The sequence below is a fragment of the Acinetobacter sp. Res13-Abat-PEC15-P4-01 genome (genome assembly GCF_015676285.1).
Classification (GTDB): domain Bacteria; phylum Pseudomonadota; class Gammaproteobacteria; order Pseudomonadales; family Moraxellaceae; genus Acinetobacter; species Acinetobacter nematophilus.
In genome coordinates, this window is the sequence record NZ_JADAIN010000017.1 from 97,067 (window position 1) to 118,553 (window position 21,487).

General features: G+C 39.4%; 18 protein-coding genes and 3 tRNA genes. 13 read left to right on the top strand and 8 right to left on the bottom strand.

What is annotated here, in order from left to right; all coding sequences use genetic code 11:
• Window positions 1–475: 475 nt before the first annotated feature.
• Window positions 476–1,420: an ADP-ribosylglycohydrolase family protein gene (locus IMO47_RS06425; RefSeq protein ID WP_196076957.1), complete on the bottom strand. Its 945-nt coding sequence runs from the start codon at window positions 1,418–1,420 to the stop codon at window positions 476–478.
• Window positions 1,421–1,546: 126 nt separating this feature from the next.
• A complete protein-coding gene (gene mnmG, locus IMO47_RS06430) occupies window positions 1,547–3,427 on the bottom strand; it encodes a tRNA uridine-5-carboxymethylaminomethyl(34) synthesis enzyme MnmG (protein WP_196076956.1) in 1,881 nt (626 codons plus the stop codon).
• A gap of 254 nt (window positions 3,428–3,681) precedes the next feature.
• On the opposite strand from mnmG, the gene IMO47_RS06435 reads away from it, so the two are divergent.
• The 7 genes from IMO47_RS06435 to purD all read left to right on the top strand — a co-directional run bounded on the left by IMO47_RS06435 (window position 3,682) and on the right by purD (window position 11,010).
• Window positions 3,682–4,107 carry a hypothetical protein gene (locus IMO47_RS06435; protein ID WP_196076955.1) on the top strand — a complete coding sequence of 142 codons (426 nt, stop codon included), beginning with the start codon at window positions 3,682–3,684 and terminating at the stop codon, window positions 4,105–4,107.
• Between the two features lie 379 nt (window positions 4,108–4,486).
• Window positions 4,487–5,365: a bile acid:sodium symporter family protein gene (locus IMO47_RS06440; protein WP_196076954.1), complete on the top strand. Its 879-nt coding sequence runs from the start codon at window positions 4,487–4,489 to the stop codon at window positions 5,363–5,365.
• Between the two features lie 126 nt (window positions 5,366–5,491).
• Complete coding sequence (prmA, locus tag IMO47_RS06445) at window positions 5,492–6,394, top strand: 50S ribosomal protein L11 methyltransferase (protein WP_196076953.1); 903 nt, start codon at window positions 5,492–5,494, stop codon at window positions 6,392–6,394.
• A gap of 21 nt (window positions 6,395–6,415) precedes the next feature.
• Entirely contained in the window at window positions 6,416–7,273 is an 858-nt protein-coding gene (locus IMO47_RS06450; protein WP_196076952.1) for a zinc-ribbon and DUF3426 domain-containing protein, read from the top strand.
• A gap of 374 nt (window positions 7,274–7,647) precedes the next feature.
• The gene (fis, locus tag IMO47_RS06455; RefSeq protein WP_001086304.1) at window positions 7,648–7,917 is read left to right on the top strand and encodes a DNA-binding transcriptional regulator Fis; all 270 of its coding nucleotides are present in this window, start codon (window positions 7,648–7,650) and stop codon (window positions 7,915–7,917) included.
• 94 nt (window positions 7,918–8,011) lie between these two features.
• Entirely contained in the window at window positions 8,012–9,586 is a 1,575-nt protein-coding gene (gene purH / locus IMO47_RS06460) for a bifunctional phosphoribosylaminoimidazolecarboxamide formyltransferase/IMP cyclohydrolase (RefSeq protein ID WP_196076951.1), read from the top strand.
• A gap of 140 nt (window positions 9,587–9,726) precedes the next feature.
• On the top strand, window positions 9,727–11,010 hold the full coding sequence (gene purD, locus IMO47_RS06465) for a phosphoribosylamine--glycine ligase (protein WP_196076950.1): 1,284 nt from the start codon (window positions 9,727–9,729) through the stop codon (window positions 11,008–11,010).
• Between the two features lie 293 nt (window positions 11,011–11,303).
• On the opposite strand, the gene IMO47_RS06470 is transcribed toward purD, so the two are convergent.
• Window positions 11,304–11,924: an alpha/beta hydrolase gene (locus IMO47_RS06470; protein ID WP_196076949.1), complete on the bottom strand. Its 621-nt coding sequence runs from the start codon at window positions 11,922–11,924 to the stop codon at window positions 11,304–11,306.
• A gap of 711 nt (window positions 11,925–12,635) precedes the next feature.
• Between IMO47_RS06470 and IMO47_RS06475 the strand changes: the two genes are divergently transcribed.
• The 6 genes from IMO47_RS06475 (at window position 12,636) to IMO47_RS06500 (ending at window position 18,593) form a co-directional block, all read left to right on the top strand.
• Window positions 12,636–13,508 carry a MetQ/NlpA family ABC transporter substrate-binding protein gene (locus IMO47_RS06475; RefSeq protein ID WP_196076948.1) on the top strand — a complete coding sequence of 291 codons (873 nt, stop codon included), beginning with the start codon at window positions 12,636–12,638 and terminating at the stop codon, window positions 13,506–13,508.
• Between the two features lie 75 nt (window positions 13,509–13,583).
• Window positions 13,584–14,609: an ATP-binding cassette domain-containing protein gene (locus IMO47_RS06480; protein WP_196076947.1), complete on the top strand. Its 1,026-nt coding sequence runs from the start codon at window positions 13,584–13,586 to the stop codon at window positions 14,607–14,609.
• Window positions 14,606–15,301, top strand: coding sequence for a methionine ABC transporter permease (locus IMO47_RS06485; RefSeq protein ID WP_196076946.1), 696 nt, complete (start codon window positions 14,606–14,608; stop codon window positions 15,299–15,301). Before IMO47_RS06480 ends, IMO47_RS06485 begins: the two co-directional genes overlap by 4 nt.
• A gap of 482 nt (window positions 15,302–15,783) precedes the next feature.
• Window positions 15,784–16,413: a hypothetical protein gene (locus IMO47_RS06490; protein WP_196076945.1), complete on the top strand. Its 630-nt coding sequence runs from the start codon at window positions 15,784–15,786 to the stop codon at window positions 16,411–16,413.
• Window positions 16,414–16,582: 169 nt separating this feature from the next.
• Window positions 16,583–17,317, top strand: a complete 735-nt coding sequence (gene gloB / locus IMO47_RS06495; RefSeq protein ID WP_196076944.1) for a hydroxyacylglutathione hydrolase — start codon at window positions 16,583–16,585, stop codon at window positions 17,315–17,317.
• A gap of 1,072 nt (window positions 17,318–18,389) precedes the next feature.
• Complete coding sequence (locus tag IMO47_RS06500; RefSeq protein WP_004719296.1) at window positions 18,390–18,593, top strand: hypothetical protein; 204 nt, start codon at window positions 18,390–18,392, stop codon at window positions 18,591–18,593.
• A 130-nt stretch (window positions 18,594–18,723) separates the two neighbouring features.
• Here the strand turns inward: IMO47_RS06500 and IMO47_RS06505 are convergent.
• The 5 genes from IMO47_RS06505 to IMO47_RS06525 form a co-directional block, all read right to left on the bottom strand.
• Window positions 18,724–18,808, bottom strand: a tRNA-Leu gene (locus IMO47_RS06505).
• A 37-nt stretch (window positions 18,809–18,845) separates the two neighbouring features.
• Window positions 18,846–18,919, bottom strand: a tRNA-Trp gene (locus tag IMO47_RS06510).
• A gap of 42 nt (window positions 18,920–18,961) precedes the next feature.
• Window positions 18,962–19,046 (bottom strand) — tRNA-Leu (locus IMO47_RS06515).
• A gap of 108 nt (window positions 19,047–19,154) precedes the next feature.
• The gene (locus tag IMO47_RS06520) at window positions 19,155–19,967 is read right to left on the bottom strand and encodes a protein kinase (protein ID WP_196076943.1); all 813 of its coding nucleotides are present in this window, start codon (window positions 19,965–19,967) and stop codon (window positions 19,155–19,157) included.
• Window positions 19,964–21,475, bottom strand: coding sequence for a DUF3336 domain-containing protein (locus tag IMO47_RS06525; protein WP_196076970.1), 1,512 nt, complete (start codon window positions 21,473–21,475; stop codon window positions 19,964–19,966). Before IMO47_RS06525 ends, IMO47_RS06520 begins: the two co-directional genes overlap by 4 nt.
• Window positions 21,476–21,487 lie beyond the last annotated feature (12 nt).

Consider the following 21,487-nt stretch of genomic DNA (forward strand, 5'->3'; position numbering starts at 1 on the left):
CCTCTCGTTTGAATGTAGATTGACTATAACCGCGTTTGTTCATACTGAAAAATAATTAAAATTGCTTTATTTTTCACCAATTCTGTTTAAGAATTATTTTGATAACGTTATACCCGTCTTGTTGAAATACGATACTCGGAACATCATTAGCAACTGTCCATGCTATGGTTGCTTTTATAAAATGTTGTTTTTTAATTAAATGAATATATTGCTGCTCAGCGAAAAATTTTGCTGTGAGCTTCGATATGGGTATGCAAAATGTCACCCTTAGCAGACTTAACTGATCATATTGGAACAAAAGAGTTCAAACCGAGGGCTGAATATGAAACTAACAGACTATTCAACAAGACTTTACCCAGATTATTTTTTCAACAACTTAAAGTCTTGTTTCATCATGTTTTAGGGAACATCTCGATTTTAAAGTAGATAAATCAAGACAGTACAAGCACAATAATCTCTTGATTGATATCCATCTTCATTTCTGGGTTGTCATGTGAAGATTAAGTTTTTCCAATAAAGGCTCTACCAACTGTTTCCCTCTTAATTGATCCAGCCATGACTGAGGAATATCACGATAACCAAAATATAGTCCTGCAATACCGCCAGCCACACATGCTGTTGTATCAGTATCTCGTCCTAATGCAACTGCGCTTTTAATCACATCTTGATATGTCTGCTGTTGTAAGACATATCTGGCTGATTTTAAACAATCAACCACATAACCACTCCCTGTGCCCTGACTTAATTCGTCTGGACGAATATGAAATTCAAGCTGTTGCAAATCTTCAGGTCGATCCTGTAAACAGTTACGTAATTTTTCCACTGCATCCGACCAGGCAACTTCAATCCCTAAACCATTTAAAATGGCTCTCGCCCATAAACAATATAGAGCACAACATACTTTTGATCTTAGGTGCGCGTGGGTCACATGCGATTGCGCATATGCATCTTCAATCAACTGTCGGTCTGAACCTTGATGCCACAAGGCTAGAGGTAATACCCGCATGAGAGAACCATTACCGTTGGCGTATTCATCATTTTTAGCAACCTGAGATAGAGGGACGCCCGACCTGTACTTTCTTATCGCTTCAGCTGTTTGCACCCCCACATCGAAAACTTCATAATCAACTGCCATATACCCGTATTGATACCAGTTACACAGTCGCCTCATCAGATCTTCTGCATCCATTTCATGGTTATACAGGAGTGAATCCAGTAAACTCAGGGCTTGCGCTCCATCATCAGACCAAGTTCCTATAGGAATTTCTGGATAGGTCTTAGAAAAACAAGCAGGGGGCAGCATATCAATTTGATCATATTCAGGTAACTGCTCAGGTAGATTAAACTCATAAGGCACACCGACGGCATCCCCGACCAATAAGCCATAAATCGCACCTTTAATTCGATCTTGCTTGTTCATGTTGTTCTCTAAACTGATCACTTTATTTTATATTGTCATAAAGACCATATATTTTCAACAAACGAAGATGCATTATTTCAGATATAAAAAAGCCCGCATCAAGCGGGCTTCTTTACCGATGATCATCTACGATGACTTTTTCATTTGATTATGTTTACGAATGGTAATCATCACCAATTGAACAGCCGCAGGTGTTACGCCCGGAATTCGACTCGCTTGTGCAAGCGTTTCTGGCAATACATTTTTAAGTTTCATGGTAATTTCACGAGAAAGACCTGAAACAGCATCATAGTCAAAATCGGCAGGAATTTTAGTATCTTCCAAACGCTTCATTTGAGCAACATCCTCTTGCTGACGATTGATATAGCCCGCATATTTCACTGCAATTTCGATTTGCTCACCAACGAATGCAGACACTTCAGAGCCTGTCAATTCCGCAATTTGAGAGAAATTGATATTTGGACGTTTGAGCAAGTCGATCGCAGAACATTCTTTGGACAAATCTGCACCGGTCATTTCAACGAATTTTTTGCCCATTGGATTATTTGGTGCCGCCCAAAGATGTTGCAAACGACCTGTTTCTTTTTCGACTGCTTCCATTTTTTCACAGTATGCAGCCCAACGTTCATCATCTACCAAGCCCATTTCACGACCAATGGCTGTTAAACGCTGATCTGCATTGTCTTCACGAAGCATCAAACGGTATTCTGCCCGTGAAGTAAACATACGGTACGGTTCTTTTGTGCCTAAAGTAATCAAGTCATCAACCAAGACACCCATGTACGCTTCATCACGCTTAGGTGTCCATTGCTCTTGATCCCAAGCACGGCGGGCAGCATTTAATCCTGCCAGTAAACCTTGGGCACCTGCTTCTTCATAACCTGTTGTACCATTGATCTGACCAGCAAAATAGAGGTTATTAATGGATTTTGTTTCCAAAGAGAATTTCAGCGACTGCGGGTTGAAATAATCATATTCAATTGCATAGCCCGGGCGAAGAATATGTGCATTTTCCATCCCGCGGATTGAACGTACCAACTCAAACTGCACATCAAATGGCAATGACGTAGAAATACCATTTGGATAGAGCTCATGTGTATCCAGACCTTCAGGCTCCAAGAAAACCTGATGCGAGTCTTTGTCAGCAAATTTATGAATTTTATCTTCAATGGATGGGCAATAACGTGGACCTACCCCTTCAATCACCCCGGTATACATCGGCGAACGATCTAAGCCACCACGAATAATTTCATGGGTACGCTCGTTAGTATGGGTAATATAACAGTTCACCTGTTCTGGATGCATAGACACATCTCCCATGAATGACATGGTTGGAGATGGGAAGTCACCCGGTTGTGGGATCATCACAGAAAAATCAACTGAGCGTGCATCAATACGCGGTGGTGTACCTGTCTTTAAACGTCCTACTGGCAAGTTTAATTCGCGTAAACGAGCCGCCAGAGAAATCGAAGGTGGATCACCTGCACGACCACCCGAAGAATTGTTTAATCCAACATGAATAACACCACCCAAGAAGGTACCAGTCGTCAACACAACCGTTTTCGCATCGAAGCGAATACCCATTTGAGTGACGACACCTTTAACGGTATCGCCTTCAACAATAAGATCATCAGCAGCTTGTTGGAAAATGTCTAGGTTGGCTTGATTCTCCAAGGTGTGACGAATTGCCGCCTTATAGCGAATACGGTCAGCTTGGGCACGAGTTGCACGTACAGCAGCCCCTTTACGAGAATTCAGGATTCGGAACTGGATACCGCCTTTATCGGCAGCGAGAGCCATTGCTCCACCCAACGCATCGATTTCGCGAACAAGATGGGATTTACCAATTCCACCGATAGCAGGGTTACAGCTCATCTGCCCTAAAGTCTCAATGTTATGAGTCAAAAGCAGAGTCTGTCGACCCATACGCGCCGCAGCAAGTGCCGCTTCCGTACCTGCGTGACCGCCACCGATAACAATGACATCGTAAACTTTAGGATAATGCATAGTAATAAATGAGAGATAAAAAGAATGACAGGAAATTATAGCAAAATTTTACCGTGAGTTTTAGGCGGTTTTACAAAAATTTATCCCCTAAAGACATATATTTCCAATTAAACATTTAGATACACAGGCAACATAAATTGACACTTCGTTTCAGTAAGTCCCCACAAATCGAATTTAACTTAGCAAAAAACCGCTATACCATGAGAATCACTCAGATAATTAAATTTTCCATCATGAATACAAGGAATACGATTATGAAAAATACATTGTCTAAGATGATGACGGCTTCATTGTTAAGTTGTATGGCAATCGGTTTTGCTCATGCTGCTGAGGAAAACACCAGTAAAGCTGAAGTGAAAAAGCAAATTCAAGTTTGTGCCAAGAAAAAACAAGGTGACTGGGTCACTTATGCCAATAAAGGTGTAACTTTTAATGGTACTTGTGAACCAAATGAGAATGGCAAGCTCCAATTCAGTTTCCCTGCTCCACCAGCAGGTAGCAATACCACCGGTGCTGCTGTCTCACCAGAACCTGCAATGGAAAATCGTCCTGCTGTAGAACAAGCGGCTCCTGCAAGTGCTGATGCACCGGCAACCAATGACGCCTCTCAAGCAGAACAGCCGGCAGTCGAACAACCTAGCCAAGCTGTACCGAGCGAAGATCCAATCCAAGCTCAATAATTTTCCTCAAAATCAGCAATTCATCGACTTTGATTGCGTGAATGATATCTGCATTCAGCAAGCTTGAAACGCGATGGATGATTGTTGAAATCAAGAGAGATTCCGGTTAACGGAATCTCTTTTTTTATATTCTGAATGTCTATCTGATCCCTCTCGTCATTACCCACTTTCGAATTAACCGACCTTTGCGAATTACATAAGTAATTGTATTTAAAATATATTTAAATCAACTTAATGACCTACCCAAATGATGGTTATTTTAAATTATTGAGGAGTCATGTTTTTTATTTTTCTATTTTTATAGTTTCGATTACACTCAATTTTGAGTAAGGAATATTCAACTGTTTAAATGATTTAAAACAACAAAAAGGAAGAAACTATGGATTCAGGAATAATCACCGTCATGCTTCCGCTTGCCCTCGCCATCATTATGATTGGTTTAGGCTTAGAGCTCACTCCGAAAGATTTCGCTCGGGTATCAAAACATCCCAAAGCCGTTTTAATTGCCTTATTTTGTCAATTGGTACTTTTGGTCGGCATTGCCTTTGTTATCTGTAAAGTACTCGCCCTACCGCCTTTACTCGCAGTCGGATTAATGTTACTCGCTGCATCACCAGGTGGAAGTACCGCAAATTTATTCAGTTATTTATTTAAAGGCGACATTGCACTGAATATTACTTTGACAGCTATTAATTCTGTGATTGCAGCTTTTACCCTACCCTTGATTGTAAACTTCTCCATCCAGTACTTTATGAATGATGGACAGCAAATCAGTATGCAGTTCAGCAAGATTATTCAGGTTTTTGCAATTATTTTAGTTCCTGTCTGTATTGGTATGTTGATTCGACACTATGCGCCCCATTTTACAGAGAAACTCAATAAACCCTTGCGTATTTTCTCTGTGGTTTTTTTGATACTCATCATTATCGGAGCAATCGCCAAAGAGCGTACACACATTCTGGAATATCTCACCCAAGTCGGTTTAGCCACAGTGATTTTCTGTATATGCAGTTTGCTGATCGGTTATTTTGTCCCAAGATTACTTGGCATTAATAGCGCGCAAGCACGTGCGTGTGCTTTTGAAATAGGCATTCATAACAGCACTTTAGCGATGACCATCGCATTGACAGTCATGGCAAACTCAACTGTAGCGATGCCTGCTGCAGTCTACTCGATATTTATGTATGTTTTTGCAGCAATCTTTGGTGCATTGATTTCCAAACATGCCACGCAAGATTCTGTAATTGAACATGCTTAAAATGATGATTTTGTAAAACCAAAGTGGGTGTTGATGCATCCACTTTTTTATTTTGGTGGAAGGTAGGCGCGCCTTGACAGTTTCCGTTACAATATGGGCTTTAAGAAAACGATTTAGGTCTTTACCGTGAAGTGGTTACAAATTCATATTACAGTTGAACAAGCTCAAGTTGATTTTACTGAAACTTTATTAAGTTCTTTAGGTGCAGTAAGTGTGACTCTCGATGATGCTGAAAACCAAGACTTGCTTGAGCCACTTCCAGGTGAAACGCCTCTATGGAATAAAGTCATTGTCACAGGCATTTATGCTCAAGACGACCATGAAGAAATCGATGTAGCAGCTTTAGAGACATTTATCCGTACTCAGCTCCCGACTGCTCCAATGAAGAGTGAATTCCTTGAAGACCAGGTTTGGGAACGTTCATGGATGGACTACTATGAACCCATTCAAATTGGTGAAAAATACTGGATCGTGCCTGAGTGGTTAGAACCGCCTGAAGCTGATGCAGTCAATATCAAGCTTGATCCAGGCTTGGCTTTCGGTACAGGCAACCATGCTTCAACTTTCCTTTGTTTGCAATGGTTAGGAAAAACCGATGTTAAAGATAAAGTTGTGATTGATTACGGTTGTGGCTCAGGCATATTGGGTGTTGCAGCATTGCTCTTAGGTGCGAAAAAGGTTTATGCAACAGATATTGACCCCCAAGCAGTATTAGCAACAAAACAAAATGCTGAATTGAATGGCGTACTTGAAAATCTTTATGTCGGACTTCCTGAAGAATTTAATGAAACATTTAAAACCCAGCAAGCAGATGTACTGGTTGCAAATATTCTGGCTGGTCCACTTATGTCCCTTGCCGAGGAATTCTCAACTTTAATTAAATCTGAGGGCGAGTTCGCACTTGCAGGTGTAATTGAAGAGCAAGTTGCTGATGTTTCTAGTGTTTATTCTGAATTTTTTGATATAGTAGAGGTAGAGAAACGCGAAGAAAACTGGTGCAGAATTTCTGGTTCGCGTAAGAAATTTTAATCGATGAAAATTTAACTATCTATGGCTGAAAAACAAACCCGCTGCCCTAATTGTGCTTCAATTTATAAAGTGTCAGTTACACAGCTTACTGTTGCTCAGGGTATGGTTTGTTGTCCAAAATGCGGTCATAACTTCAATGCGCTGGTTCATCTCCAACCCGCTCCTTCTGAAAAACAGGTGACAGATACATCCGAACCTGAACGCAAATTGGATCAGGAGCCTTTTGATAATCGTCGAAATGAAACCAGTGTACTGGATATATTCAATCGTAAAGTTGAACATTCCAATATTGATCTGAGAACCTACTTAAATAATTTGAACTACTTTAACAATGATCCTGTTCATAATATTCCCAGTTTAAATCTATCTAAAGGGCTGACTCACAAAGGCGATGATCTGCTAAAACCGAAAAGCACCCTATATTATCTGGCTTGGAGTTTTATCAACCTGTCTTTGCTCAGTATTTTGATGTTTCAAATTGTTTGGTTTAACCCGAACTTGACTGACCGCTATCCTGCAATCAATACTGTTTTTACCAAAGCATGTTCAGTTTTTCATTGTGACACTGTCGATCAACGTTATAGACATATCGTAATTAGTAACCTCAAAGTAAAAGCAATCGACTCACAACAGACTCAATTCTCGGGTCAAATCAATAATAAGTACTCTAAAAGTTTAGAACTCCCGATGATAAGGGTCACACTCAAAGCAAATGATAAAATAGTCAAGACTTATACAATCTCAGCCGAAGACTATCTCATCAAGAGCCTGATTGGAATTAAACGAATTCCACAAAACAGTCCATATCCATTTAAATTTGTCATTACAGAGTCCAGAAAAAGTTTTGATGACTATCAATTAGACGTCATTCATCCATAAAATTAAAAAAAACTACAAAAAAATGAAAAAAAATGTAGTTTTCTTGCTCATTTTTTCTGAGACAATGCTATCATACGCGCCACGAAAGCTTTGTCCTGCAAACTCCTCGCAATTTTTCACAAAAACTACTGTTTTGTTATGTGCTTTATATCCAATATCGCGCAAGTAGAACATTTTTTTGTTTAAAAGAGTGAAGTAACAAATATTAATCTATTGTTACGCTTATTTTTCACTCAACTCGACGATTTGTGGCAAGCTAATTGTTCTTGTTTTAGAGCCAACCGTTTTAGGATCTAAAACGGGGCTCAGATTTTTTTAGACCACATTTATATTGTTTTACCCAAGCAATATTTTGATTTTTCGGATTAACTCGCATGAATAGCAAATCTCCTATTTTTACTGCACAATCTGATGTCGCTCTTCGTATTCACGTAGATCGCGCAGTTCGTCACTATTTTGCACAATTGCAAGGTGAGCAACCATCTCAAGTGTACGATATGGTGCTAGCAGAAATGGAGAAACCTCTTTTATCTGTCGTTCTAGAATATACGCGCGGGAATCAGACACGCGCTGCTGAAATTCTCGGACTCAACCGCGGAACTTTACGTAAAAAGTTAAAAGCTCACGGTTTAATGAGTGAATAAATGATAAAATGCTCACGGCTTGCGTGGGCATTTTTTTTACCTACCTTTTGCCTACCTGTTCAATCTCTAGACTTAAAAACTGTTGACGAAGATCATGACTATTAAACGCGCTTTAATCTCTGTTTCCGATAAAACCGGGATCGTTGAATTTGCCCAGAACCTTGTTGCTCTTGGGGTAGAAATTTTATCTACTGGTGGTACATATAAGTTGCTTAAAGACAACAATATCGCTGTAGTTGAAGTTTCAGAGCACACTGGCTTCCCTGAAATGATGGATGGTCGCGTAAAAACACTGCATCCTAAAATTCATGGTGGCATCTTGGCTCGTCGTGGTCTAGACGAGGCTGTGATGGCTGAACACAACATTGATGCGATTGATCTTGTTGTTGTAAACCTTTATCCATTTGCGGCAACTGTTGCCAAAGCAGATTGTTCTCTTGCCGACGCAATCGAAAATATTGATATCGGCGGTCCGACAATGGTACGTGCTGCTGCAAAAAATCATGCATCTGTGGGTATCGTGGTCAACGCTGCAGATTATGCAACCGTGATCAATGAAATCAAAACCGAGGGGGCATTATCTTATGCAACTCGATTTGATTTGGCAGTAAAAGCTTTTGAGCATACTGCACAATATGACGGCATGATTGCATCTTACTTAGGTGCTCGAGTAGGTAAAGAAGAAGGTCAAGCAGACAAATTTGCTCGTACTTTCAATACACAATTGAACAAAGTGCAAGACTTGCGTTATGGTGAGAATCCACACCAATCCGCTGCTTTCTATGTTGAAGCAACTGCAACTGAAGCATCAGTGTCTACGGCAAAACAATTGCAAGGCAAAGAACTCTCTTATAACAATATCGCTGATACAGATGCTGCTTTAGAATGCGTAAAGTCATTTGCCAAACCAGCCTGCGTGATCGTTAAGCATGCGAATCCTTGTGGTGTTGCTGTATCGCTCGATGGCATTCAAACAGCTTATGATCTTGCTTATGCAACAGATCCAGAATCAGCCTTTGGCGGTATCATTGCATTCAACCGTGAACTTGATGTTGCAACAGCCCAAGCGATTGTAGACCGTCAATTTGTTGAAGTGATCATTGCACCAAGCATTGCTGAAGGTGTACTTGAAGTCACAGGTGCAAAGAAAAATGTTCGTGTGTTGGTATGTGGTGAATTACCAAAAATTGATGAACGTGCTGCACAATATGACTATAAACGTGTCAATGGTGGTTTACTTGTTCAAGACCAAGATCTTGGCATGATTACCAAAGATGATCTTAAGGTTGTAACAAAACGTGCCCCAACTGAAGCTGAAATCGATGATTTGATCTTCGCATGGAAAGTTGCAAAATATGTTAAATCAAATGCGATTGTCTATGCCAAAGGTCGTCAAACAATTGGCGTTGGTGCAGGTCAAATGAGCCGTGTGAACTCAGCACGAATTGCGGCAATTAAAGCTGAGCATGCTGGCTTGGTGGTTGAAGGTGCCGTGATGGCATCAGATGCATTCTTCCCATTCCGTGATGGTATCGATAATGCTGCAAAAGCTGGTATTAAATGCATTATCCAGCCAGGTGGTTCTATGCGTGATGAAGAAACTATTGCAGCAGCCGATGAAGCTGGGATCGCTATGGTCTTTACAGGCATGCGTCATTTCCGTCACTAATTTACGATAAATCAAATTAAAAAAATCCATCCAAATCCTCCTTTTAACAAAGGGGGATTTGTTACGACATACAGGACGCTTTAAATTCACCATTCCCTCACGAATTTACGAGAGGAAAGAATTTAAAAAGGATACATTCAATGAACATTTTAGTTTTGGGTAATGGCGGTCGTGAACATGCACTTGCATGGAAAATCGCTCAAGATGAAAAAGTCACAAAAGTGTTTGTTGCACCTGGCAATGCAGGTACAGCTACAGAACATAAATGTGAAAATGTTGCACTCGACATCCTCGATAACCCTGCAATTATTCAGTTTGCCCAGAATAATGCGGTCGATTTAATTATTGTTGGTCCTGAAGCACCACTTGTAAATGGTGTTGTAGATGCAGGTCGAGCAGCTGGACTTAAAATTTGGGGACCTACACAATTCGCTGCTCAGCTTGAAGGTTCAAAAGCTTTTGCCAAGCATTTCCTTAAGCGTCATCACATTCCAACTGCATTCTATGATGTTTTTACAGAAGTAGATGCTGCGAAAGCATTTGTAGAAAAAAATGGCGCGCCGATTGTAATTAAAGCCGACGGTCTTGCTGCGGGTAAAGGGGTTATTGTTGCAATGACCAATCAAGAAGCTTTCGATGCAATCGATGATATGCTCGCAGGCAATAAGTTCGGTGATGCAGGTTCTCGTGTTGTGATTGAACAATTCTTGGCGGGTGAAGAGGCATCTTTCATTTGCATGATTGATGGTGAAAATATTCTTCCAATGGCAACATCACAAGACCATAAACGTATTTTTGAAGGCGACCAAGGTCCAAATACCGGTGGTATGGGCGCATACTCCCCTGCCCCTGTGGTCACAGCTGAAGTCTTTGACAAAGTCATGAAAGAAGTCATGCGTCCAACTGTAGATGGCATGAAAGCAGATGGTCATGTTTATACAGGTTTCCTCTATGCAGGTTTAATGATTGATGATGAAGGTCAACCACGTGTGATTGAATTCAACTGTCGTTTTGGTGATCCTGAAACCCAACCGATCATGATGCGCTTAAAATCTTCTTTAGTGGAGTTGGTTGAAGCAGGGATTGAAGGTCAGCTTCCAGCAGAAGCAGAATGGGATGAGCGTAAAACCGTGGGGATCGTTCTCGCATCTAAAGGTTATCCTGAAACATCAAGCAAAGATGATGTCATTTCTGGTCTAGATACAGAAATGACTGATGCCAAAGTATTTCATGCAGGTACGGCGAAAAACGCAAATGGTGAGATTGTCACTGCGGGCGGTCGAGTACTTTGCGTGACTGCATTAGGCAACACAATCGGTGAAGCACAAGCAAAAGCGTTAGAACTTTGTCAAAAAGTGTCTTTTGACGGAGTCCAGTACCGTAAAGATATTGGTTACCGCGCAATTGCACGTGAAAATGCTTAGAGTCTGTTGACCCTTGCTATGCCAGTGGCAGTGGCAGTGGCAGTGGCAGTGGCAGTGGCAGTGGCAGTGGACTTATTTTAGACGGCATATGACCGGTTTTGTAAAACTTATTTATAACCGGTCATCAAAATCCAACTTCGCAGCATTAAAAAATGCTCCTGCGTCGTAGGATTATAGTGAAAAGGTCACAGCCTCTAATCTCAAAGAACTTTAAAACCCGCTTAATGTGGGTTTTTTATTGTCCCATCAAAGATAGATTTTAATTACTTTATCAATCTGAACCCTCAAATCAATCAATCATGAGCATCAGTTGCATTTTTTAGCCAATCCAGCAATTGTGGAAATTCTATATAACCGTCACTGGCGAGGAAATGCCCTGCTTTTGGAATTACCGTATAGGTAAAGTTAAGTTTCCGAGCCAATGCTAGACTTAATTCTGCGGGGACATATTGATCGTGATCAGAAATAAACATCTGCCCCTGACGAATTTTATTTTTAAAAGAAAAGTCTTTTTTCGCAGCAAGAATATATTCATCCAGCTGAGGTAAAGTTGTTAATCGATCAGAAAATCCAGATACACAGACCACCCCACCGATCTGCTGAAATTTCGATTGTGCAAGAAAATCAAGCAAGGTAATGCAGCCTAAACTATGGGCAACGAAAAAGGTATTTTTATCAATTCGTGGAATATTTTCCCTTAACGCTTTATTCCACGCTAAAAGATGAGGATGGCGGGAATCTGGTAAAGCAATTTTTATAACACGGTTATTTGAACCACTGATGTGGCGCTCAATATAACCAAACCAATGATCATTCACATTAGCAGCATAGCCATGGATAACATAAATATTATTTTGTGCAGCTGCCATGCTGACCAATAGAAAATAACTAAATATAATAATGATGAATTTCATAAGTTTAGCACCTTATTTACAAGACATTCACCATCCTAAAGTATGACAGCAGTGTAAGTGTCAAGAGAATTCATACAGCATTGAAAACATCACATTTAGCACCTGGTTCGTGTCAGAAATGAAATTATTCTGAGTAATCAAAAAACGAAATAACACAATGTATGCCTAACTGAAACCATGATTTGAAATATTCCGGGACAACCCAGCAAATCGACTAAACTGATATTTTTATGGAACCCATAAAACACCAGATATAAAAATATCTTGAATTCCCCTCTGTCTTTTGGCTATTCCTGTTAGATTTATATATCTAAAATTTAGATAAAAAATCCAAAAAAATTTATATATAAGGAATAAGCATAAAATTTAAACAACGTTATGAAAGAATTCAACAAAAGCATTTGTTTTCACTCACAAATTGATAAAAACATTGATATTCAAATCGATACGGCAGGATGTGTTGTTAAAAAACAACCACTATGTATAAGATTGATTTATTGATATGATGAACAAATCTTTAGGGTCTGTTTTAAACAATTAAAATTCTTTTAAAACTTCACTCTAATTCCCAAATGTATAGAATATAGATAGTGCAATTCGACATATACGTCAACGCCTTATTTATTTTCAAAAAGATGTTAAAAATTCGATTTAAACCATCGAGAATGCAAGGGACTCTATTCGATTGCATTTCCTACTTAGGACTGATTCATGAAAAAGCTGTTTGGCGTTTTACTCAGCGCATCTGTGCTCACTCTTTCTGCTTGTGGAAAACAAGAAGCTCCAAAAAATGAAACTGCTCAAGCAGAGGCTGGCAAAGAACAAGTTGTGACTATGGCTTCAACGGGTTCTGATGCAGATATTTGGCGATATATCGCCACCCTTCCTGAAACCAAACAAGCAGGCATTAAGCTTGAAGTCAAAAATTTCACTGACTATGTTGCGATGAATACTGCTGTTGCCAACAAAGAAGTCGATATTAATGCGTTCCAATCCTATGCCTATCTTGTGGCTTTCAACGACTCTAACAAAGAAAAAATTGCACCGATTTCGACAACTTATTTAGAACCGATGGGGATCTACTCAAGTAAGGTCAAAAAAGTTGATGCGTTCGCGAATGGTGCAACGATTGCTATTCCTAACGATGGGGCAAATGAATCACGTGCCTTATTGTTGCTTCAATCTGCGGGTTTAATCAAATTAAAAGACGGTTTTGACCTGGTTAAAGGTACGCCTGCTGACATCACAGAAAATACTAAAAAAATCGTTATCAAACCGATTCAAATGGCAACAGCTGTTCGTGCGAAAGATGAAGTTGATGCGATTGTTTTAGGCAACACGCTTGCAATGGAAGGTGGTTTGAATGTACTTAAAGATTCTATTTACTATGAGCCAGTAGACCAAACCACTAAAATGAATGTCAATGTATTGGCCGTAGCAGAAGCACGTAAAGATGACCCTATTTTGAAAAAAGTGGGTGAGTTATATCATGTTGCAGCTGTTGGTAAATATGTTCAAGAACACTTTGGCGGTACTAAAGTTGATGTGAATAAACCAGTAAGCTACCTTACCGAAGCAAAATAGCCTTATAATGGCTTATAAACAAAACAGGCAAAGCGACTTTGCCTGTTTTTTCTTTTTAGTATAGTTTTTGACGATATGATTGAATTTAAAAACATTTCAAAACACTATGAGTTAAAAGGTCAAACCATACGGGCGCTGGATCAGATTAATCTGGAAATTCCTGCAGGCAGTATTTTTGGCATTATTGGCTATAGTGGCGCTGGTAAAAGTACCTTAATCCGCTTGATTAACCTGCTTGAGCGCCCCAATGAAGGTCAGGTCATCATCAATCAAAAAGACTTTACGGCACTTGATGCACGCACATTACGTCAAGAACGTGCAAACATCGGGATGATCTTTCAGCATTTCAATCTGCTACAAACCAAAACAGTGGCAGACAACATTGAAATGCCTTTAAAATTACTGGGTGTGAATAAGTCCGTACGGGAAAAGCGCTTAAATGAATTGCTTGAGTTTATTGACTTGAAGCATAAAAAAGATGCGTATCCCGATGAACTTTCAGGCGGTCAAAAACAACGTGTCGGTATTGCTCGTGCATTGGCAAATCATCCCAAAATTTTGCTTTGTGATGAAGCAACGTCCGCACTAGACCCACAAACCACGAAATCCGTACTCGCTTTGCTTAAAAAAATCAATCGGGAGCAAGGAATCACAGTGGTGATGGTTACCCATGAAATGGATGTCATCGAATCTGTTTGTGACTATGTTGCCGTAATGGAACAAGGGAAAGTCATCGAAACAGGCTCAACCCTTGAAATCTTTAGCCAGCCCCAACATCCTACGACAAAAAACTTTATAAAGACAGTTTTACAGCAACAACTGCCTGTGAATATCTTAAATAATTTAGAAAATCAGAATCATAAAAGTATCTACAGCCTTCAATTCCTTGGAACTTCTGCTCAGGAAACTGTGGTTCAGGCTGCAATTAAACAATTCGACGTGAGTTTGAATATACTGTTTGCCAATATGACTGAAATTAATGGTTCAGTGATCGGTCAAATGTTTATTCAGCTTCTTGGTGATGCAGAAAACATCCGCCAGACGCTCGAGTTTTTTGAGAAAAATGGTGTAAAAGTTGAACAGTCAGGAGTGAGAGTATGAGAGACCTCATCGTACAGTGGCTGACAACCCTGACCGCGCCCTTTTGGAAAAGCTCACTCAGCATTGACCAGTTTGTTACAGCTATGCAAGAAACCTTACAAATGGTTTTCTTTGCCATGTTGTTCGGTACAATCTGGGGCTTTATTCAAGCCATTATCTTACTGGTCACTCGTCCGAATGGTATTCTGCCGAATCGTGCTGTTTATCAAATCCTCAACCCGATTGTAAATGCTTTACGTTCACTCCCCTTCATTATTCTTCTTATTGCTGTATTTCCGCTTACTAAAGCACTGGTGGGTACCACCATCGGCACATGGGCAGCGATTGTTCCGTTAACGATTTATGTCGGTCCATATATAGGACGCTTGGTGGAAACATCGTTACTTGAAGTGAATGAGGGAATTATTGAGTCTGCTCAAGCAATGGGTGCATCTCCTTGGCAAATCATTTTTAAATTTATTATCCCAGAATCACGCAGCTCTCTGATTCTGAGTCTAACCACAGCCACGATTAGCTTAATCGGTGCAACTGCCATGGCAGGAGCTGTTGGTGCGGGCGGTATTGGAGACCTAGCCATTTCTTATGGTTATCAACGCTTTGACCAAAGTGTAGTCTATCTTACCGTTATTGTATTATTGGTTCTGGTTCAGATTGTGCAAAGCTTAGGAAATTGGTTATCTAAACTGAGATAATCATAATTCTAAAAATACCTTCTCCTGTTGAGGGTATTTTTTTGATTCCATCAAGCAAACTTTGATTTAAACTTAACATTTAACCTGAATTCGAAGCAATCAGATCATTTTGATTTATTGAAGAACAATGATCTTAGCAGCGTAGTTTGATTCAATATAGTTTGATTCAATTTAGTGTGTTTTAATTCAATTTTAGGATCAGCCTACGGCGCACCATATTTTTGTTTCAGCATGAACAAAGGCAACCGTCTTGCGCACCACATTGCTGTGCACCGCATAAATTTTCAACCACCAGCAACGTATTCAATAAGTTGCAGAAACCATACTTCATAAAAAACGCCTGCCTCAGATATCTGCCGATACTGTTTCCAAGTAGCATCTTTCATCAAAGATTTATAGCTCAATGTGATTATTGACTGCATGTTCTCTTGATTAAAAGCACGCAACTGAGTAAGTTATGGAAAATTTAAGAAGCATCTAAAATGAATCCAACTCGTCAAATAATTAACCGAACAATTAGTGCCGTACTCGTTCTATTCTCCATGATTAGTTTTGCATATGGTTCAGAAGATTACACCACAACCGTAAAAGTCAATGGTATTGAACTTAATCAAGCCCTAAGTGCCGCACAAGTTGAGAAGCTATTGGGAAAAAATAGTCAGAAAATCACCAAAGAGTACGCAGAATGTACAGGAAATTATGAATATTCAACATCCATACCGTCTGGGAAAAATTTAACTTTTGAAATTTTTGCAGAAGACAATCCACAAATTAAATCCGACAGTTTTTATAAAAGTAAACAGAACTTTCAACAACTGGGAACAACCAAAGGACGTGTTTGGTTATCCTGGTCAAACAGTCAGCACATGAATGACAGTATTTTGGTTAACAACAAAGTCATTACCCCTCAATATACCCTGAATCAATTTAAAAAAGATTTTCCAAATAGCGCAAAGAATGGCACCAACGTTCTGATTTTAACGCCTGCTGAAGCTAGACAATATTTAAAAAACCCTTCTGAATTCGAGATAGGTTACACCGCCTATGTCAATTTTGATTTCAAAAATGGTAAGCTGAATAAACTTGCAATCAACCGAGGCATGGCGTGTTAAATCGACGTAGCACGGCCAATCATCGATTGGCGATACTTTTACAGTTAAACCCCTCTATATCATTCAATGGCTTGCCTTTTCATACTCACTGCAATCATTCAGTCACTTTCCAACTTGTCTATTGAGTGAGTTTGATATTAAATTTAAGTCACCGTTTACAGGGAATACAATGATGCAATTTAAAGTTCACGTCATCGATGTCAAAAACCAATTACAAAACTACATTTGGCTTATAGAACATCAACCCAGCCAGAATGTTATTGCGATTGATCCGACTGAAGCATCATTGGTTGAGAATTATTGCAAAGAACAGCAACTTAATTTGGAGCAAATCTGGCTTACACACTGGCATAAAGATCATATTGGTGGAGTTCCAGAGCTGATTGCAGATCGCAACATTCCAGTATATGGACCACGCGAAGAATTGAGCCATATTCCCTTTATAACTCATCCACTACAGCATGATGATCAATTTGAATTCCACGGTATCAAAATTGACATTATCGCTGTACCTGGACATACCTTAGGGCACATTGTTTATTTTATAGATGCGCTCGACAGTGTATTCTGCGGTGATACGCTTTTTGCTATGGGTTGTGGTCGCATGTTTGAAGGAACTGCAGAACAGTTCTATCATTCGCTCAATCGCCTTGCAGCGCTCCCGCCAAGAACACAAGTTTACTGCACCCACGAATATACGCTTTCTAATGCACAATTTGCTTTACACATTGAACCAGAGAATCGTGCCATTCAACAGCGCGCAGAAGAAATTAAACACCTGAGAGAACAAGGAAAAATTACCTTGCCCAGTAGAATTGAGATTGAACTTGAAACCAATCCATTTTTGCGCGTTGAAAGTGCTGAAGAATTTGCTCGAATTCGGGCGCTCAAAGATCAGTTTTAATTCGTTATACTGAGCTAAATTCAGGTGTTCAATCCGAGTTTATACAAGCCTTTCAGTGTGCAGTATTGTCACAATATATCGATACTCATGCTATGTAAGGCATGAAGATATTGGCAGAATTCCTGTATCGATATCGGTAAACATGTCATACATCTGCTTATTCGATGTAGGGTTTAACAGTTGAGGATGTTTTAAATTACATTTCAGCAGTTTGCTTGCTAGACAATCCTAAGACTGGTCAATTCCGAGGAAAATAGGGTTAGCTGCTTATTGTTGTCATCGCGATATCTTTGGACACGATTTTATTCGTTAAAATGCTTTAGCATAGCTGAACATGTCTGCATCGCAGGCATGAAGCATATATGATCTTCTCAAGCATTAAGCGTAAGTAACCATTACCACCCTAACCCTTTCAGAATGAAAATACAGCGCTCAACGCTGCATGCTACGCAAGAAATCCATACACTACGCAAACATCGCAAACCCAGCTTCAAACACTTGTACAAATGATTCAAACAACAATTCAAGCCGCTGTTTCAATATCAGCACCGATTTCCCATTGCATGGAGAACTGAATGATTCATGATATCAACCGACTACTCAGATAATTTACATTCATGTGAATTCTACTGAAAAAAATTAAGAATTATTCTCACACCCTATAGCACATGATGCAGGGAGCGTGTTGAAACAGAGCGACTTGGTAGGATTTTTAGGTTTCTTAGCGCGGTATCTGCGATATATGCTGAATGCCCTTTATTTTTGTTAAATTTACTTACATTTAAAGCGGCTAGAATGAGAAAATTAAGAGTTTTTAAAAATGACATCTTTGCATCAAAATATTACAGCCGCATTTCACACAATTAAATAATTCATTGTTTTACATGAATATTTATTTAAGTATTCATATTCACTTCACACTCATCCTAAAAAAATACGCATTGATACAAAAGCGCCATTTCTCTAAGCGCTCAAATATTGATATAAAAAATAAAATTCAACGAATTTCCCCCTTTAAAATTTTAAAGGTCATCCCTATTAAATTTATAGGCAGGAATTAAGGAGATCTTCTGTGAAAAAAGTTGTAAAGGCAAAAAATTTAATTGCTTTCCGTATTTGGTTAGAAAAATTGGGCTATTCAGTAAAAAACTTAGCAGATGGTAAAGGATTTACTTTCAGCTTTAAAAAAGAATATGGTTTGGTTACTTGTGACTTATCTGGAAATAATCTGGCAATGCAACTGGGTGAAGAATTTGAGGATCATCTAAAAGCATAGTTTTTATTTCAGAAATGGATGAAGGTTCTCTGTAAAGACCGAATTAATTTTAATTCGGTCTTTTTTATTGCACTCAATACAAAACTACAGACAATAAAAAAGCATGATAAAAATCATGCTTTTTTGAATATGGTGGGGACGGAGAGACTCGAACTCTCACGCATCGCTGCGCTGGAACCTAAATCCAGTGCGTCTACCAATTTCGCCACGTCCCCGGATAAAATAACTATAGATATAGTTTTTTAAATAAGTTGGCAGAGGATCAAGGATTCGAACCTTGACGAACGGTTTTGGAGACCGTCATGCTACCATTACACCAATCCTCTATAACAATTTCATTTCGTTTTAATACCACCAAATGAATTGCTTGGTGGGGACGGAGAGACTCGAACTCTCACACCTTGCGGCGCTGGAACCTAAATCCAGTGCGTCTACCAATTTCGCCACGTCCCCGATGGCTGTGTATATTATAGAGATCGTTTTATTATGACAAGCCTTTTTTTCGAAAAAATGACTTGTTTGTTTAAATAAAAAACAAAAAACGCTCATACTGCTTTTTGTTTAGACAATTTGGCTTAATACTTGTTTTATTTGATAAATATTTGAACAACGTTGCTCTATTCTTTTACTGAGCATGAGTTTTAAAATATCCTCCAAATCTTTAAAGGCTTCGGGCAAATGCACATTCAACTGCTGACAATGCAAAACTGCCCAATCTTGATAGCTTTTAGCAGACAATCGTTGATGGGTTAACCATTCCAACCAAATAATACCCAATGCGTAGATATCAGATTGAAAGGTTTTCTGTTGTGCGTGAAATAATTCAGGCGCCATATAACGAGGCGTTGCAGTCGTTATGGGGTTTAATTGATAAAGGTCCTGGTCAATGCTGCAAGATTGCTCTAAGTCGATCAGATAGCTTCGTTGTTGCTGATAGCGAAAATGCTGAAGCTTTAAATCACCATGGATAAAACCATAGTTATGCAAGTTTTCCAGCACCTCCAAGCTCAACCTCAGTTTACTGAAGACATCCGCTCGGATTAATTGATCACTCGCAGGCTCAAACAGAAGATCTGTATCATTCATCCAGATCGCCTGCTCAATCACTGCTTCATCCAATTGAAATTGATGATATGGTTCAATGATTGAAAAATTGCACAGCACCTCGTGGGTGGGTGTCTCTAGAGTATTTAATTGAGCATAACAGTTGACTTCGTTTAAAAAGCCTTGCTCATAATGGTGATTGATATTTTTTACTTGTAACTTCAGCCAAAAAAATTGATTGCCCTGTTTAAGTCGATAAACACGGCGACCAAATTTCTGACTTTGACTAGAATTTGAAGCTGCTGGAAGCGTAATTTTGTTTAGGCTCATACTTCCGATAGCTGCCCAACAGCTTGAGAATGACTTATAGAATGGTTCAGCACTTCCAGACAATGTTGAATTGTCTTACCAATACGCGCATGTGTTTCTATGCTCGATATTTTCGGCCAGGTTGCCCGCTCGCCTTCTCTTTGCAACAACTTGAATAAATGGGGACGTGGATTCTGCAACATATAACTATAATGACGCAGGCTATAATTTCCAATGATATTCACATCACCATAATAGCGTTGATCAATCACACCATACCCATGATCAAGCAAACGTCTCATTGACGGTATACGTCCCATTCGACCACGAGCAAAATCCATAACCCCCATTGCTGCCATTCGCCCTTGCATCCGTACAATTCGCTCTGGCCAACTCAATAGATCTTTACGATAGCGTTCTTCATCATTCTGCATAAATGGCACAATATGCGGATTCACTTGGCTGGCAATGGTATAATTTAAATTATATAAACGGGACATGCGTTCTTGAGGGAAATCACTGCGCACACTGCCATCAACCCAACGTGTATTGGCAAGATAGGGGGTATGAACACCATCATAACGTTTACTGATTAAACGGACGGGTGGAAATAATATCGGAACTGCGCAAGAAGCCAGCACAGCACTCCATACCAACAAATCCGGCGAAGTATATTTATTCATAATCCGTGCATCTTCTTGAGATACATCATATGGTGCAACAGTAACATTGATGTCTAAACCAGATTTTTCAAAAGCCTCTTCAAAAGTGACATCTCCTAAATTTTCGATCAAAAACTTTTTCAGGTAACGGACGTCGGCAAATCCACCATTACCTTTAATCAATTCCTTAAAACTACGAAAATGAAAAGCCTCACTATAGAATTGATCCCCAGACAAAAGATTAGGAATTTCTGCGGGTTCATTGATACCCAACAGCGCAGTCATGATCGCTCCAGCACTTGAACCTGAAAGCACTTTGGGCATCAAGTCTTGTTCCATCAGTGCTTTACACACACCACTATGAAACAAACCCAATGTCGCGCCACCTGAAAACATCAGTGCAGGTTGACCATAGGCTTTTTCACAGTTTTTAAAAAAATCTCGTTTACTGTCTAAACATAATGAATGGCAACTTTCAGAAGCAATAAATGCCAGACTGTTGCTTACTTCATCTATATAATCTTCAATGATTTTTTTAGTCCCCACATAAGTATGTGCAAATAACATTGGATGTCCAATATTTGCAACATCATGACTAAAACCTTCTCTAAGAATATACATCAAATCATGTGTACGATTTTGCTGTCGATAGCGCCGCAAAAGATTTAAACGATGTGAAATGATCTCGGCATCAAAATAAGGTGATCCATTATCAAATTTCCATTCTTGTGCACCTGTTTCTTCATCCAGTTTTAATGCGATCGACTTCCACTCTTCATAATTTTCCGCATGTTCCAGTTTTCTTTTTAATTTTTTGATTCGATAGGCCTGATGCGGATTTAAATCCTGAGTGAGTTCTAATAGCATTTCTAATTTTCC